We start from the raw sequence: 13,476 nt of genomic DNA, 5'->3' as shown, positions 1-13,476 counted from the left end.
GGATGGTCCGGATCGTCAACCGGAAGTGAGGAGCACCGTGTCCGGGCATTCCAAGTGGGCCACGACCAAGCACAAGAAGGCCGTCATCGACAGCCGTCGCGCCAAGTCGTTCGCCAAGCTCATCAAGAACATCGAGGTCGCGGCCAAGCAGGGCGGGGCCGACATGTCCGGCAACCCGACGCTCGTCGACGCCGTCCAGAAGGCCAAGAAGACCTCGGTCCCCAACGACAACATCGACCGCGCCGTCAAGCGCGGCGCGGGCCTCAGCGGCGAGTCCGTCGACTACCAGACCATCGTCTACGAGGGCTACGGCCCCAACGGCGTCGCCTTGCTGATCGAGTGCCTGACCGACAACAAGAACCGCGCGGCGGCGAACGTCCGCACGGTCATGTCGCGCAACGGCGGCACCATGGCCGACCCGGGCAGCGTCGCCTACAACTTCAGCCGCAAGGGCGTCATCGCGGTCATGAAGACCGGCGAGCTCAGCGAGGACGACGTGCTGGCCGCGGTGCTCGACGCCGGCGCCGAAGAGGTCACCGACCGGGGCGAGGGCTTCGAGATCGTGACCGAGCCGTCCGACCTGGTGCCCACGCGCACGGCGCTCCAGGAGGCCGGGATCGACTACGACTCCGCCGACGTCGAGTTCGTCCCCGGCCTCAAGATCGAGGTCGACCTCGAGACCGCCCGCAAGGTGTTCCGCCTCGTCGACGCGCTCGACGACGACGACGACGTGCAGAACGTCTACGCGAACTACGACGTCCCCGCCGACGTGCAGGCCGCGCTCGACGACGACGACGACTGAGCCGCCGAGGTGACCCTGCGGGTGCTCGGCATCGACCCCGGCCTGACCCGCTGCGGGGTCGGCGTCGTCGAGGTCGACGCGACCCGCCGGGCCACCCTCGTGGCGGTGACCGTCATCCGGTCGCCGGCCGACATGCCGCTCGAGCAGCGCCTCCTCACGATCGGGCGCGGCATCGAACAGCTCGTCGACGAGCACCGTCCCGACGCGATGGCCATCGAGCGCGTCTTCGCGCAGAACAACCTGTCGACCGTGATGGGCACCGCCCAGGTGAGCGGCCTGGCGCTCCGCGCCGCCGCCGAGCGGTCCGTCCCCGTGGCCATGCACACGCCGTCCGAGGTCAAGGCGGCCGTGACCGGCTACGGCTCGGCGGACAAGGCCCAGGTGGGCGCAATGGTCGCCCGCCTGCTCGGCCTCGCCGAGGCCCCGAAGCCCGCCGACGCCGCCGATGCCCTGGCGCTGGCGATCTGCCACGCGTGGCGTCGTGGCGGCCTCCCCTCGGCACCGGCCGGCGGCGGTCTCACGGCCGCGCAGAAGGCGTGGCGCGAGGCGGAGAAGTCGGCGCGGACTCCTAGGCTGGGCAGATGATCTCGAGCGTCCGCGGCACCGTGCTGTCCGCCTCCGGAACCAGCGTCGTCGTCGAGGTCGGGGGAGTGGGCCTCCGGGTCGGCGTGACGCCTCAGCTCGCCCTCACGGCCACGGTCGGCACGACGCTCCAGCTGTTCACGACGCTGATCGTCCGCGAAGACGACCTGTCCCTCTTCGGCTTCGCCGCCCTCGAGGAAATCGAGGTGTTCGACCTGCTGCGGAGCGTCACGGGCGTCGGCCCGAAGTCGGCCCAGGGCGTGCTCGCCACGCTCAGCCCGTCGCAGGTCGCGCACGCCGTCGCCGACGACGACGACGCGCCCTTCCGGCGCGTGTCCGGCATCGGGCCCAAGACCGCGAAGCTCATCGTCCTCTCGTTGGCGGGCAAGCTCGACGTCCGGGCCGCCGCACCCACCGTGACCGCCGCCTCCTCGACCTCGGCCGACGTCCTCACGGCCCTCGTCGGGCTGGGCTGGTCCGAGAGGGAGGCGCAGGCCGCCGTCGACTCGGTCGTCGCCGACCGCGGACCCGACGTCGCCGTCTCCGTGCCCTCGCTCCTCCGTGCCGCCCTCGGCCACCTCGGCCCGCAGAAGTCGCTGGGCGCGCGCGCGTGACCGACGCCGACCTCACACGGCCCGTCGTCGAGTCCGAGGCCGAGCTCGCCTTCGAGGGCGCGCTCCGCCCCACCTCGCTCGACGAGTTCGTCGGCCAGAAGAAGGTGCGCGGGCAGCTCGAGCTGCTGCTCAAGGCGGCGTCGATGCAGGGGCGGACCCCCGACCACATCCTCATGGCGGGTCCTCCCGGGCTCGGCAAGACCACCCTCGCGATGATCGTGGCGCACGAGAGCGGGCGGCCGCTCCGGATGTCGTCCGGGCCGGCCATCCAGCACGCGGGCGACCTCGCCGCCGTGCTCTCGGCCCTGGTCCCCGGCGAGGTGCTCTTCATCGACGAGATCCACCGCATGGCGCGCTCGGCAGAAGAGATGTTGTACCTCGCCATGGAGGACTACCGGATCGACATCATGGTCGGCAAGGGCGCGGGGGCGACCAGCATCCCGCTCGAGCTGTCTCCGTTCACGCTCGTCGGCGCCACCACGCGCAGCGGCATGCTGCCGAACCCCCTGCGCGACCGGTTCGGCTTCACGGCCAACCTCGAGTTCTACGACGCCGCCGAGCTCACCGAGGTGCTCCGCCGGGCCGCCTCCCTGCTCGGCATCCCCGTCGACGGCGACGCCCTGGCCGAGATCGCCGGTCGGTGCCGCGGCACGCCGCGCATCGCGAACCGTCTGCTCCGTCGCGTGCGCGACTACTCGCTGGTCCACGGACGCGACGCCGACCTGGCGACGGTGCGGGACGCCCTGGCTCTCTACGACGTCGACGACCTCGGCCTCGACCGGCTCGACCGCGAGGTGCTGTCGACCGTGCTCAGGAGGTTCGGCGGCGGCCCCGTCGGGCTCGGCACGCTCGCCGTGTCGGTGGGAGAAGAGGCGGACACGATCGAGTCCGTCGTCGAGCCGTTCCTCGTCCGCATCGGCCTGCTGATCCGCACCCCCCGGGGCCGCGTGGCGACGCAGGAGGCCTGGCGGCACTTCGGGCTGCCGCATCCGTCAGGGGCGCTGTTCGGCGATGAACTATGATCGCGGCTAGGCCTGTCGGCGCGAGGCACCCTCACCACCGCCCGCGCCGCCCATCCCCACGAGCTTCGAAAGGCAGTTCCTCATGGACGCCACAACAATCATCATGGTCCTCCTCCTGGTGGTCCTCGTCTTCTTCATGTTCCGCAACAAGCGCAAGCGCGACGCCCAGCAGGCGACGCTGCAGTCGAAGATGGTCCCCGGCGTCGAGGTGATGCTGAGCTTCGGCGTCTACGGCACGCTCGTCTCGATCGACGACGAGGCCAACATCGCCGAGGTCGAGGTCTCGCCCGGCACCGTCCTGCGCGTGCACCGCCAGACCCTGGGCCGCGTCGTCGAGCCCGTCGTCGCCGACGACGCCGTGGTCTCCGACGCCGACGAGCTCGACGCCCGCCCGGCCGACGACCTGATCGTCGACGACAGCACGACCGCCGACCGCACGTCGCCCGCCTACGGCGAGCGGGTCGACGAGACGCGGCTCGACTCCACCACCGACACGGACAAGCCGAACAAGGCCTGACCCGCCGACAGCCGGGGCCCACTCGTGAGCCCCGGCCCAGACGACGGCGCGCGCCCCTCGGGGCGCGCGCTCCCATGAGAAAGCAGAACCTCCGTGGCACGTTCGACGCCGGTCAAGAAGGCAATTCGTTCCCTGACGTGGTTGCTCGTCATCATCGCCGGCCTCGCCGCGCTGAACGGCACCGCCACCGCCCTCAACGACTCGGGGCGTGACGGCTGGTGGGACGGTGCGAGCTGGGTCCCCGAGCTGGCGCTCGACCTGCAGGGCGGCACGCAGATCACCCTCGCCGCACAGCTCGACAACGGCCAGTCCGTGTCCAGCCAGCAGCTCGACCAGGCCGTGACGATCATCCGCCAGCGCATCGACAGCGCTGGCGTCTCCGAGTCGGAGATCACCCGCCAGGGCGCGCAGAACATCGTCGTGTCGATCCCCGGCCGGCCCGACAACGAGACGCTCGAGCGCATCGAGGCCTCGGCCAAGCTGACCTTCCGCCCCGTGCTCTACACGGAGGCCGTGAGCAACGCCGCGGTGGGCGGCGACGCCGACGCCACGGCGAGCCCGTCGGCGACGCCCTACACGCCCAACCCCGACCTCAACTCGACCCCGACGGCCTCGCCGACGAACGCCTCCGACCTGAACTGGATCACGGAGCAGCTCGCCGACGAGTACACGAACTACCAGTGCGCCGCCGACAACGACCTGTCGACCGCTCGCGACGACGAGCCGCTCGTCACCTGCTCGACCGACGGCACCGCCAAGTTCATCCTCGGCCCGGTCGAGGTGCAGGGCAGCGACATCAGCGACGCCACCAACGGCCTCGCCACCGACTCGCAGGGCAACTCGACGAACACCTGGGCCGTCAACCTCGAGTTCGATCGTCAGGGCACCGACCGGTTCAGCGACGTCACCTCGCGGCTGGTGGCCCTGCAGGCCCCGCAGAACCAGTTCGCGGTGACGCTCGACAACCAGGTGATCACGGCTCCGTCCGCGAACGCCGCCATCACCGACGGCAAGGCCCAGATCACGGGCTCCTTCACGCAGGACACCTCGAAGACCCTGGCCGACCAGCTCAAGTTCGGCGCCCTGCCGATCAGCTTCTCCGTGCAGAGCAACGAGAACATCACCGCGACCCTGGGCCAGACCCAGCTGGTCAGCGGCCTGATCGCGGGCCTGATCGGCCTGATCCTCGTGGTCATCTACTCGCTGATCCAGTACCGCGCGCTCGCCTTCGTCACCGTCCTGTCGCTGATGATCGCCGCGCTGCTCACGTACCTCGTCATCGCGATCCTGTCCTGGCGCGAGGGCTACCGCCTCTCCCTGGCGGGCGTGACGGGCTTGATCGTGGCGATCGGCATCACGGCCGACTCGTTCATCGTCTACTTCGAGCGCATCCGCGACGAGCTGCGCGACGGCCGCATCCTCGAGAGCGCGGTCGAGTCCGGCTGGAAGCGCGCGATCCGCACGATCGTCGCCTCCGACACCGTGAACTTCCTCGCCGCCATCACCCTGTTCATCCTCGCGGTGGGCAACGTGAAGGGCTTCGCCCTGACGCTCGGCATCACGACGGTGATCGACCTGATCGTCGTCGCCCTCTTCACGCACCCGATGCTGCAGCTGATCGCTCGCACGCGGTTCTTCGGCGAGGGCCACTCGTTCAGCGGGCTCAACCCGAAGGCGCTCGGCGCGGTCTACCGAGGCAGGGCACAGTTCCGCACCCCCGTTCCCGCCGCCGGGGCACGCAAGGGCGCGGGTGGCCGCGAGGCCGCGAAGCGCCAGACCATCGCCGAACGCAAGGCGGCAGAGAGCACGAGCACCCGAGTCGACGACTCTGCACGCGGTGAAGGGAAGGACAGCTGATGGCCAGCTTCTCCAAGTTCGGCAACGACCTCTACACGGGGGCTCGTTCGTACGACATCGTGGGCCGCCGGCGCACGTGGTACATCATCGCCGCGGTGGTCATCGTCATCTGCGCGACGGTGCCGTTCCTCCGGGGCGGCTACCACTTCGGCATCGAGTTCACGGGCGGCTCCGAGTTCCAGGTGGCCCAGCCCGCCGAGCTCGACCAGGACGTCGCCACCCGAACGGTCGACGACGTCGCCCCGGGCTCGAACCCCCGGGTCACGCAGGTCGGCAGCGACACCATCCGCGTGCAGACCTCGCAGCTCGAGGCGACGCAGACCAACGACGTGGCCGACGCCCTGGCCACGGCCTACGACGTCCCCGCCGAGCGCGTCACCTCCTCGTTCATCGGCGCCTCCTGGGGAGCCGACATCACGGGGCAGGCCATCAAGGGCCTCGTGATCTTCCTGATCCTCGCGGCCATCGGCATGACGCTCTACTTCCGCACCTGGAAGATGTCGCTCGCCGCCATGACGGCGCTGCTGCACGACCTCGTGCTCACCGCCGGCATCTACGGCATCGTGGGCTTCGAGGTCACGCCCGCCGCGGTCATCGGCTTCCTCACGATCCTCGGCTACTCCCTCTACGACACCGTCGTGGTCTTCGACAAGATCCGCGAGAACACGGCAGAAGACGGCGAGGGCTCCCGGCGCACCTTCGGCCAGTCGATCAACCTCGCGATCAACCAGACGCTGGTCCGGTCGATCAACACCTCGGTCGTCGCCCTGCTGCCCGTCGCCGCGATCCTCTTCATCGGCGCCTTCGTCCTCGGCGCCGGCACGCTCCGGGACATCTCGCTCGCCCTCTTCATCGGCATCCTGGTGGGCACCTACTCGACGATCTTCATCGCGTCCCCGCTCTACGCGACGCTCCGGATCGGCGAGCCCGACATCAAGAAGCGCGACGACCGCAAGCGCGCCGATCGTGCGCGTGACGCCGACGCCGCAGCAGCCTCGGTGATCGCGTCGTGAGCGCGCCCCTGGGCGGTGGCCCCGCCTCCTCGATGCCCGAGGTGACCGCGCAGGAGGCGGTGGACCTGGTCGGCGACGGCGCCTACCTCCTCGACGTGCGCGAGCAGTCGGAGTGGGACGAGGGCCACGCCTCGCGGGCCGTGCTCCTCCCGCTCTCCGAGCTGGCAGAGCGGGTCGACGAGGTCCCCTCGGACCGCGACGTGCTCGTCGTCTGCCACTCGGGCATGCGCTCGATGCGGGCCACCGCGGCGCTCCGCCGTGCCGGCCTGCGGGCCGTGAACGTCGAGGGCGGCATGCTCGCCTGGCGAGACGCGGACGGCGACGTCGTCAGCGAAGGCGACGCCCGCCCGACGGTCGACTGACCGGGAGCGAGTAGCGTTGTCCCGACTCGTGCACGACCCGACGCCCGTTCCCGGAGGCGCGTCACCGTGCACGAGCGACGACGAGGAGGCGCGGTCGTGACCGAGATCACCACGAGGGAGACACCCCCCACTCCCGAGCAGGGCGGCACGGCGTCGCTCCGCACCCTGCTGCCGAGGCTCTTCTCCCGCAGCCAGCCCGCCGGTGCCGTCGACCGTCTCGTCAAGACGGTCCGGATGCACCACCCGAAGGCCGACCTCGTCGTCATCGAGCGGGCCTACACGGTCGCCGAGAAGGCGCACCGTGGCCAACTCCGCAAGAGCGGCGAGCCCTACATCACGCACCCGGTGGCCGTCGCGCAGATCCTCGCCGACCTCGGCATCGGCTCGAAGACGATCGCCGCCGCCCTGCTCCACGACACCGTGGAGGACACCGACTACACGCTCGACATGCTGCAGCGCGACTTCGGCGACGAGATCGCCATGCTCGTCGACGGGGTGACGAAGCTCGACAAGCTGAAGTACGGCGACAGCGCCCAGGCCGAGACCGTGCGCAAGATGGTCGTCGCGATGTCGAAGGACATCAGGGTGCTCGTCATCAAGCTCGCCGACCGGCTGCACAACGCGCGCACGTGGGGCTTCGTCGAGTCGTCGTCGGCGACGCGCAAGGCGACCGAGACGCTCGAGATCTACGCCCCCCTGGCTCACCGGCTGGGCATCCAGGCCATCAAGTGGGAGCTGGAGGACCTGAGCTTCGCCGTCCTCCACCCGAAGCTCTACGTCGAGATCGACAACCTGGTCAAGCAGCGCACCCCGCAGCGGGAGCAGTTCGTCCAGAACGTCATCAACGCGGTCAAGTCCGACCTCAAGTCGACGAAGATCCGCGGCGAGGTCGTCGGTCGGCCGAAGCAGTACTACTCGATCTACCAGAAGATGATCGTGCGGGGGCGCGAGTTCGACGAGATCTACGACCTCGTCGGCATCCGCGTGCTCGTCACGTCGCTGCGCGACTGCTACGCCGTGCTCGGGTCCATCCACGCTCGCTGGAACCCGATCCCCGGTCGCTTCAAGGACTACATCGCGACCCCGAAGTTCAACCTCTACCAGTCCCTCCACACGACGGTCATCGGCCCCAAGGGGCGACCGGTCGAGATCCAGATCCGCACGCACGAGATGCACCAGCGGGCCGAGTTCGGCGTCGCGGCCCACTGGAAGTACAAGCAGAGGATGAACGGCGGTCGTGACGACACGGCCACCGGGGCCCGCACCGAGACCGACATGGCGTGGCTGGCGCACATCTCCGACTGGCAGGCCGAGACGGCCGACCCGGGGGAGTTCCTCGACAGCCTCCGCTTCGAGATCGGCGCGAAGGAGGTCTACGTCTTCACGCCCCAGGGCAAGGTCATCGGCCTCCCGTCGGGAGCGACGCCCGTCGACTTCGCCTACGCCGTGCACACCGAGGTCGGGCACCGCACGATGGGCGCCAAGGTCAACGGCCGCCTCATCCCGCTCGAGAGCGTGCTCAACAGCGGCGACGTCGTCGAGGTCTTCACCTCGAAGAACCCCGACTCCGGTCCGAGCCAGGACTGGCTCGGCTTCGTCAAGAGCCCGCGTGCCCGGAACAAGATCCGGCAGTGGTTCACGAAGGAACGCCGCGACGAGGCGATCGAGCAGGGCAAGGACGCGATCGCCCGCGCGATGCGCAAGCAGAACCTGCCGCTGCAGAAGCTGATGAACCAGGACAGCATCACCGAGGTCGCGTCCCAGCTGCGCTACGACGACGTCTCGAGCCTCTACGCCGCCGTCGGCGAGGGCCACCTGTCGACCCAGTCGGTCATCGAGAAGGTGCTCGCCTCGGTCCAGCAGCAGACAGAGGTCGAGGGGGAGTACGAGTTCCCGAGCAAGGGCGTGTCGCGTCCCCTCCGCAACAGCGACTCGGGCGTCCTCGTCCGTGGTGCGCCCGACATCCTCGTCAAGCTCGCGAAGTGCTGCACGCCCGTCCCCGGCGACCAGGTCGTCGGGTTCGTGACGCGCGGGCAGGGCGTCAGCGTGCACCAGGCCACCTGCCACAACGTGCAGGGCCTCATGCAGGAGCCCGAGCGGATGATCGAGGTCGAGTGGGCGCCGTCGTCGAAGAGCGTCTTCCTGGTCCAGATCCAGATCGAGGCCCTCGACCGCGCGGGCCTGCTGTCCGACGTCACGCGGGTGCTGTCCGAGCACCACGTCAACATCCTCTCGGCCAACGTGTCCACCTCGGACGAGCGCCTGGCGATCAGCCGGTTCGTCTTCGAGATGGGCGACACGACGCACCTCGACCGTGTGCTCAACGCCGTGCGTCGGATCGACGCCGTCTACGACGTCTATCGGGTGAGCGCCGGCTGAGCCGGGGCGGCCGCCTGACGGCGGGGATCAGACGACCAGGGGGTCCACGAGCGTCCGCAGCCGGGTCGCCGCCCGCCGTCGGCCCGGAAGCCGACCGTGTCGTCGCACCAGGCCGGCCACCCGCCGCGGATCGACGTGGTGCTCGACGAGCAGGGTGCGCACGAGGCGCTCCGCGTCGGCCGACCACTCGTCGGCCCGGAGCAGGTCGAGGACGGTGCGGGTCGGGGTCGTCACCCGGACGCGCCCGACCTGCGCGATCTCGTCGTCGTCGATCAGGACCTCGCCCACCGTGACGTCGGCCAGGTCGTCGCGGTGACGTGCCCACGACGGCACCACCGCCTCCAGCCGGCGAGGGGCAGCGGCGCGCGCGCCCCAGATCCAGGCGGCCGTGCCGCGTGCCGCCACGACCACCGTGCCGAGGCGGTCGGCCAGCGCCTCCGCCCGCCGCCACGGGTCGTCGGGGTCGGCGATCGACGCCCAGCTGTCGGCCACCCGGCAGACCTCGCCGTCGAGCGCCGCCGCCTGCAGCTCGACCTCGGGCAGGTCACGAGCGGTCAGGAGTCTCGGCAGGGTGGGGGACACCGCCCCAGCATGGCCGTCGAGGCCCAGGACGACGAACCGCCCGCCGCCTCCTGTGGAGAACGGCGGGCAGTCAGGACCCCGGGGAGGTGCGGGTCAGGACCCGAGGGCGTCCAGCCAGACGCGACGGGCGTCGAGGGCCTCGCGCGCCTCCTTCACCTTGCGGGCGTCGCCGCCGGCCTCGGCCGCGGCGAGCTCGTCCTCGAGCTTGGTGATCGCGTCCTGCAGCTGGCTCGCGAGCCCTTCGGACCGCGCCTTGCGCTCGGGGTTGTTCTTCTCCCAGTGCGTCTCGTCGAGCTGGCGGACGTGCGACTCGACCTTGCGCAGCCTGTCCTCGACGGGTCGCACCTGGTCGCGCGGCACCCGGCCGATCTCGTCCCAGCGCAGCTGGATCGTGGTGAGTGCCTCCCGTGCCGACACGCGGTCGTCGTTCGTGAGGATCTTCTCCGCGTCGTCGAGCAGGGCGAGCTTCGCCGTGAGGTTGTCCGCGTACTCGGCGTCGTCCTGTGCGACGATCTCGCCCTTGGCGGCGTAGAGCACGTCACCGGCGCGCTTGAAGCGGGCCCAGAGCGCGTCGTCGTACTTCTTGCCCGCACGACCGGCGCGCTTCCAGTCGTCGAGCAGACGCCGGTACTCGGGGATGCCGTCGGCGCCCTTGCTCGCGAGGGCGTCGGCCGACTCGACGAGCGCCTGCTTGCGCTGGCGTGCCTCGCGGTGCGTCGCGTCGAGGTCGGCGTAGAACGCCTTGCGGTGCTGGTCGATGGTCGACCGGGCCGCGCGGAAGCGCTTCCAGAGGTCGTTGCCCTCGCCCTTGGGGATCCGGGGGCCCTCGGTCTGGTGCTTCTGCCAGCGGGCGAAGATGTCGTCGACGGAGGCGGTGACCTGCTTCCACTGGACGCGGGCGGGGTCCTGCGCGGCGAGGGCCTCGGCCTCCGCGACCAGGGAGGTGCGGTAGGCGACGGCCTCGACCAGCGCCTCCTGCGCCTCGGCGCTCTGCTTCTCGGTCAGCTCGCCCACCGTGCTGTCGAGGGCGTCGACGCGGGTGCGGAGCGCGGCGACGTCGCCGACGGCGCTCGGCTCGACGAGCAGCTGCTTCAGGTGCGCCACCGTCTTGGTCACGTCCGACGCCGAGGCGCCCCGCTTGACCCGCTGCTCGAGCAGGGTGACCTGCCCGTTCAGCTCGGTGTACTTGCGCTCGTAGTAGGCGAGGGCCTCGGCGGGCGTGGCGTCGGGGTACTGCCCCACAGCCCGCTCGCCGTCGCCCTCGCGCACGTAGACGGTTCCGTCGTCGTCGACGCGGCCCCAGGGTGCCTGATCGTCAGTAGCCACTGTCATCCCTTGCTGGAGGTGCTCGTCGCGGAGCCCAGGACGGGCCCCGGCGATGGGTGCCCAGCCTATTGCACGAGCAGGGACGCCCGCCTACTCCAGCGTCAGGGACGTGATCGTGGTCGGCACGACCGGGGCGCCGTCGTTCGGGACCTCGGCGGTCGACGGGGTCAGGCCCGCGTCCGTGACGTTCGCCGTGAGCTGGTCGAGGCCGCTCGTCACCCGGCCGACGACGGTGTAGCCGCCCGTCGACGCGTCGAGGTAGGTGTCCCCGTAGGTGATGAAGAACTGGGTCGACTGCGAGTCCGGCTCGGCGCCGCGCGCCATGGCGATGGTGCCGGTCGGGTAGAGGCCGTCGGCCGGCACGTTCTCGAGGGGCCCGAAGGTGAAGCCCGCGTCGCCCGTGCCGTCCCCGTTCGCCGAGCCGCACTGGAGGAACTTCGCCGTCTCCGCGTCGCTCATCCGGTGGCAGGTCGTGTCGGTGTAGAAGCCCTGCTGCGCGAGGTCGATGATCACCGAGGCGGCCTGGGGCGCCGTGGCCCCGTCGAGCTCGACGCCGAGCTGGACGTCGTCGTTGAGGTCGAGCTGCCCCGTCCAGGTGCGTCCCTCGGCGATGTCGGCGCTCGGGACGTCCCCGGTCGCCGACGCCGTCTCCGAGGGGGAGGGGCTGGCGGAGGCGGTGGCCTCGTCGGCGCTGCCGTCCGTGTCCCACACGACCTGGGTCACGACCGCGAGGCCGACCACGACCACGACGCCGACGGCGGCGAGGAGGTCGTCCCGGCGGCGGCGGCGCACCTGCGTCTCGTGGACCCGCTGGCGGGCCGTGTACGCCCTCAGCCGGTCGCGTGCCTCACGGTCCTGGTTCCTGCTCGGTGCCACGTGTCCTCCATGCCGGTGATGTCCCGCACGACTGTATCCGAGCCGCCGGTCGGTGTCGGCGGCCCGGTCTACCATGGGTCCCCATGAGCCCTCTCCCGCAGAGCTCGACCCCCCTCGCGGTCCGCATGCGCCCCACCAGCCTCGACGAGGTCGCCGGTCAGCGACACCTCCTCCGGCCCGGCTCCCCGCTCGTCACCCTGGCGAGCGACACCACCGGCGAGCAGGGCGCCGTCTCCGTCATCCTCTGGGGCCCGCCCGGCACCGGCAAGACCACCCTCGCGCAGGCGATCGCCCACACGTCGGGGCGGCAGTTCATCGAGCTCTCGGCCGTGACGGCCGGCGTGAAGGACGTCCGGCAGGTCATGGAGAAGGCGCTGACGAACCGCGACCTCTACGGCACGACGACGGTCCTGTTCCTCGACGAGATCCACCGCTTCACGAAGGCCCAGCAAGACGCGCTGTTGCCGGGCGTCGAGAACGGCTGGGTGATCCTCATCGCGGCGACGACCGAGAACCCGTCGTTCTCCGTCATCACGCCGTTGCTCTCCCGGTCGCTGCTGCTCACGCTCGAGCAGCTGAGCGACGACGACCTCGGCGACCTCGTCCGTCGGGCGGTCGTCGACCCCCGCGGCCTGGCCGACCGGGTCGTGCTGGACGACGAGGCGCTGGCGACGATCGTCCGCCTCGCGTCCGGCGACGCCCGTCGGGCGCTGACCGCGCTCGAGGCCTCGGCCCACTCCGCCGCCGCGACCGCCGAGGAGGCCCGCGGAGCCCGGCCGGACGACCCGTCCGCCGACGCGGACGCCGACTACGACCCCGACGCCGAGTACGACGACCCGGACGACGCCGACGACCGGCCCGTGATCACGGCCGAGACGGTCGCCCAGTCGGTCGACCGCGCGCTCCTCCGCTACGACCGCAACGGCGACGAGCACTACGACGTCATCAGCGCGTTCATCAAGTCGGTCCGCGGGTCCGACGTCGACGCCGCGCTGCACTACCTCGCTCGGATGATCGAGGCCGGCGAGGATCCCCGCTTCATCTGCCGTCGCATCATCGTGTCCGCCGGCGAGGACATCGGCATGGCCGACCCGAACGCCCTCACGGTGGCCGTCTCGGCGGCCACCGCCGTGCAGATGATCGGCATGCCGGAGGGGCGGATCCCGATGGCCGAGGCCGTCGTCTACCTGGCCACCGCACCGAAGTCGAACCGGTCGTACAGCGCCCTCGACGCCGCGATCGCCGACGTCCGCGCCGGCGCGGCCGGCCCGGTGCCGAAGCACCTCCGCGACGCGCACTACCCGGGTGCGAAGCGCCTCGGCCACGGCAAGGGCTACAAGTACTCGCACGACTCCGAGTTCGGGGTCGTCGAGCAGCAGTACCTGCCCGACGAGCTCGTCGGTCGCACGTACTACGACCCGACGGCCAACGGCAACGAGCGTGACGTCGCCGCCCGGCTCGAGAAGCTGCGTCGGATCACCCGCGGCGGCTGATGCCGGTCCCTGAGGCCGTCGGCCTGCCGACGACACGCGCCCAGGTCGGGG

The 13,476-nt window shown here is 70.9% G+C and carries 13 protein-coding genes; 10 read left to right on the top strand and 3 right to left on the bottom strand.

Annotation, left to right across the window (positions count from 1 at the left end; all coding sequences use genetic code 11):
* Nucleotides 1–37 precede the first annotated feature (37 nt).
* The 9 genes from ITJ48_RS01920 to ITJ48_RS01880 all read left to right on the top strand — a co-directional run bounded on the left by ITJ48_RS01920 (nucleotide 38) and on the right by ITJ48_RS01880 (nucleotide 9,148).
* Nucleotides 38–802, top strand: a complete 765-nt coding sequence (locus ITJ48_RS01920) for a YebC/PmpR family DNA-binding transcriptional regulator (protein WP_194612185.1) — start codon at nucleotides 38–40, stop codon at nucleotides 800–802.
* 9 nt (nucleotides 803–811) lie between these two features.
* Complete coding sequence (gene ruvC, locus ITJ48_RS01915; RefSeq protein WP_123545937.1) at nucleotides 812–1,387, top strand: crossover junction endodeoxyribonuclease RuvC; 576 nt, start codon at nucleotides 812–814, stop codon at nucleotides 1,385–1,387.
* The gene (gene ruvA, locus ITJ48_RS01910; RefSeq protein ID WP_194612184.1) at nucleotides 1,384–1,998 is read left to right on the top strand and encodes a Holliday junction branch migration protein RuvA; all 615 of its coding nucleotides are present in this window, start codon (nucleotides 1,384–1,386) and stop codon (nucleotides 1,996–1,998) included. The genes ruvC and ruvA overlap by 4 nt, the downstream gene beginning before the upstream one ends.
* On the top strand, nucleotides 1,995–3,020 hold the full coding sequence (ruvB, locus tag ITJ48_RS01905; protein WP_194612183.1) for a Holliday junction branch migration DNA helicase RuvB: 1,026 nt from the start codon (nucleotides 1,995–1,997) through the stop codon (nucleotides 3,018–3,020). Before ruvA ends, ruvB begins: the two co-directional genes overlap by 4 nt.
* An 82-nt stretch (nucleotides 3,021–3,102) precedes the next feature.
* Nucleotides 3,103–3,537 (top strand): preprotein translocase subunit YajC, encoded by a 435-nt coding sequence (gene yajC / locus ITJ48_RS01900; protein WP_192041716.1) that lies wholly within the window; start codon nucleotides 3,103–3,105, stop codon nucleotides 3,535–3,537.
* Between the two features lie 93 nt (nucleotides 3,538–3,630).
* Nucleotides 3,631–5,394 (top strand): protein translocase subunit SecD, encoded by a 1,764-nt coding sequence (gene secD, locus ITJ48_RS01895; RefSeq protein WP_194612182.1) that lies wholly within the window; start codon nucleotides 3,631–3,633, stop codon nucleotides 5,392–5,394.
* Nucleotides 5,394–6,407, top strand: a complete 1,014-nt coding sequence (gene secF / locus ITJ48_RS01890) for a protein translocase subunit SecF (protein WP_192041714.1) — start codon at nucleotides 5,394–5,396, stop codon at nucleotides 6,405–6,407. The genes secD and secF overlap by 1 nt, the downstream gene beginning before the upstream one ends.
* A complete protein-coding gene (locus tag ITJ48_RS01885; protein WP_370544734.1) occupies nucleotides 6,404–6,769 on the top strand; it encodes a rhodanese-like domain-containing protein in 366 nt (121 codons plus the stop codon). The genes secF and ITJ48_RS01885 overlap by 4 nt, the downstream gene beginning before the upstream one ends.
* Nucleotides 6,770–6,865: 96 nt before the next feature.
* Nucleotides 6,866–9,148, top strand: coding sequence for a bifunctional (p)ppGpp synthetase/guanosine-3',5'-bis(diphosphate) 3'-pyrophosphohydrolase (locus ITJ48_RS01880; protein ID WP_370544733.1), 2,283 nt, complete (start codon nucleotides 6,866–6,868; stop codon nucleotides 9,146–9,148).
* 27 nt (nucleotides 9,149–9,175) lie between these two features.
* Here the strand turns inward: ITJ48_RS01880 and ITJ48_RS01875 are convergent, their stop codons facing one another.
* The 3 genes from ITJ48_RS01875 to ITJ48_RS01865 form a co-directional block, all read right to left on the bottom strand.
* Nucleotides 9,176–9,730, bottom strand: coding sequence for a type IV toxin-antitoxin system AbiEi family antitoxin (locus ITJ48_RS01875; RefSeq protein WP_194612181.1), 555 nt, complete (start codon nucleotides 9,728–9,730; stop codon nucleotides 9,176–9,178).
* A 93-nt stretch (nucleotides 9,731–9,823) separates the two neighbouring features.
* Nucleotides 9,824–11,062, bottom strand: a complete 1,239-nt coding sequence (locus ITJ48_RS01870) for a DUF349 domain-containing protein (protein WP_123545922.1) — start codon at nucleotides 11,060–11,062, stop codon at nucleotides 9,824–9,826.
* Between the two features lie 84 nt (nucleotides 11,063–11,146).
* Nucleotides 11,147–11,932 carry a peptidylprolyl isomerase gene (locus tag ITJ48_RS01865; RefSeq protein WP_370544732.1) on the bottom strand — a complete coding sequence of 262 codons (786 nt, stop codon included), beginning with the start codon at nucleotides 11,930–11,932 and terminating at the stop codon, nucleotides 11,147–11,149.
* Nucleotides 11,933–12,015: 83 nt separating this feature from the next.
* Here ITJ48_RS01865 and ITJ48_RS01860 point away from each other — a divergent pair, with 83 nt between their 5' ends.
* Nucleotides 12,016–13,425 carry a replication-associated recombination protein A gene (locus ITJ48_RS01860; RefSeq protein ID WP_123545918.1) on the top strand — a complete coding sequence of 470 codons (1,410 nt, stop codon included), beginning with the start codon at nucleotides 12,016–12,018 and terminating at the stop codon, nucleotides 13,423–13,425.
* Nucleotides 13,426–13,476 lie beyond the last annotated feature (51 nt).

This window comes from Frigoribacterium sp. VKM Ac-2530 (assembly GCF_015350835.1).
GTDB lineage: Bacteria > Actinomycetota > Actinomycetes > Actinomycetales > Microbacteriaceae > Frigoribacterium.
Note: the sequence above shows the minus strand (reverse complement) of the source record. Positions and strands in the feature narration are given on the sequence as shown.

Coding starts and splice junctions, on each gene's coding strand:
- yajC (WP_192041716.1), top strand. CDS start 3,103: ATGGACGCCACAACAATCATCATGGTCCTCCTCCTGGTGGTCCTCGTC.
- ITJ48_RS01870 (WP_123545922.1), bottom strand. CDS start 11,062: ATGACAGTGGCTACTGACGATCAGGCACCCTGGGGCCGCGTCGACGAC.
- ruvA (WP_194612184.1), top strand. CDS start 1,384: ATGATCTCGAGCGTCCGCGGCACCGTGCTGTCCGCCTCCGGAACCAGC.
- secF (WP_192041714.1), top strand. CDS start 5,394: ATGGCCAGCTTCTCCAAGTTCGGCAACGACCTCTACACGGGGGCTCGT.
- ITJ48_RS01860 (WP_123545918.1), top strand. CDS start 12,016: ATGAGCCCTCTCCCGCAGAGCTCGACCCCCCTCGCGGTCCGCATGCGC.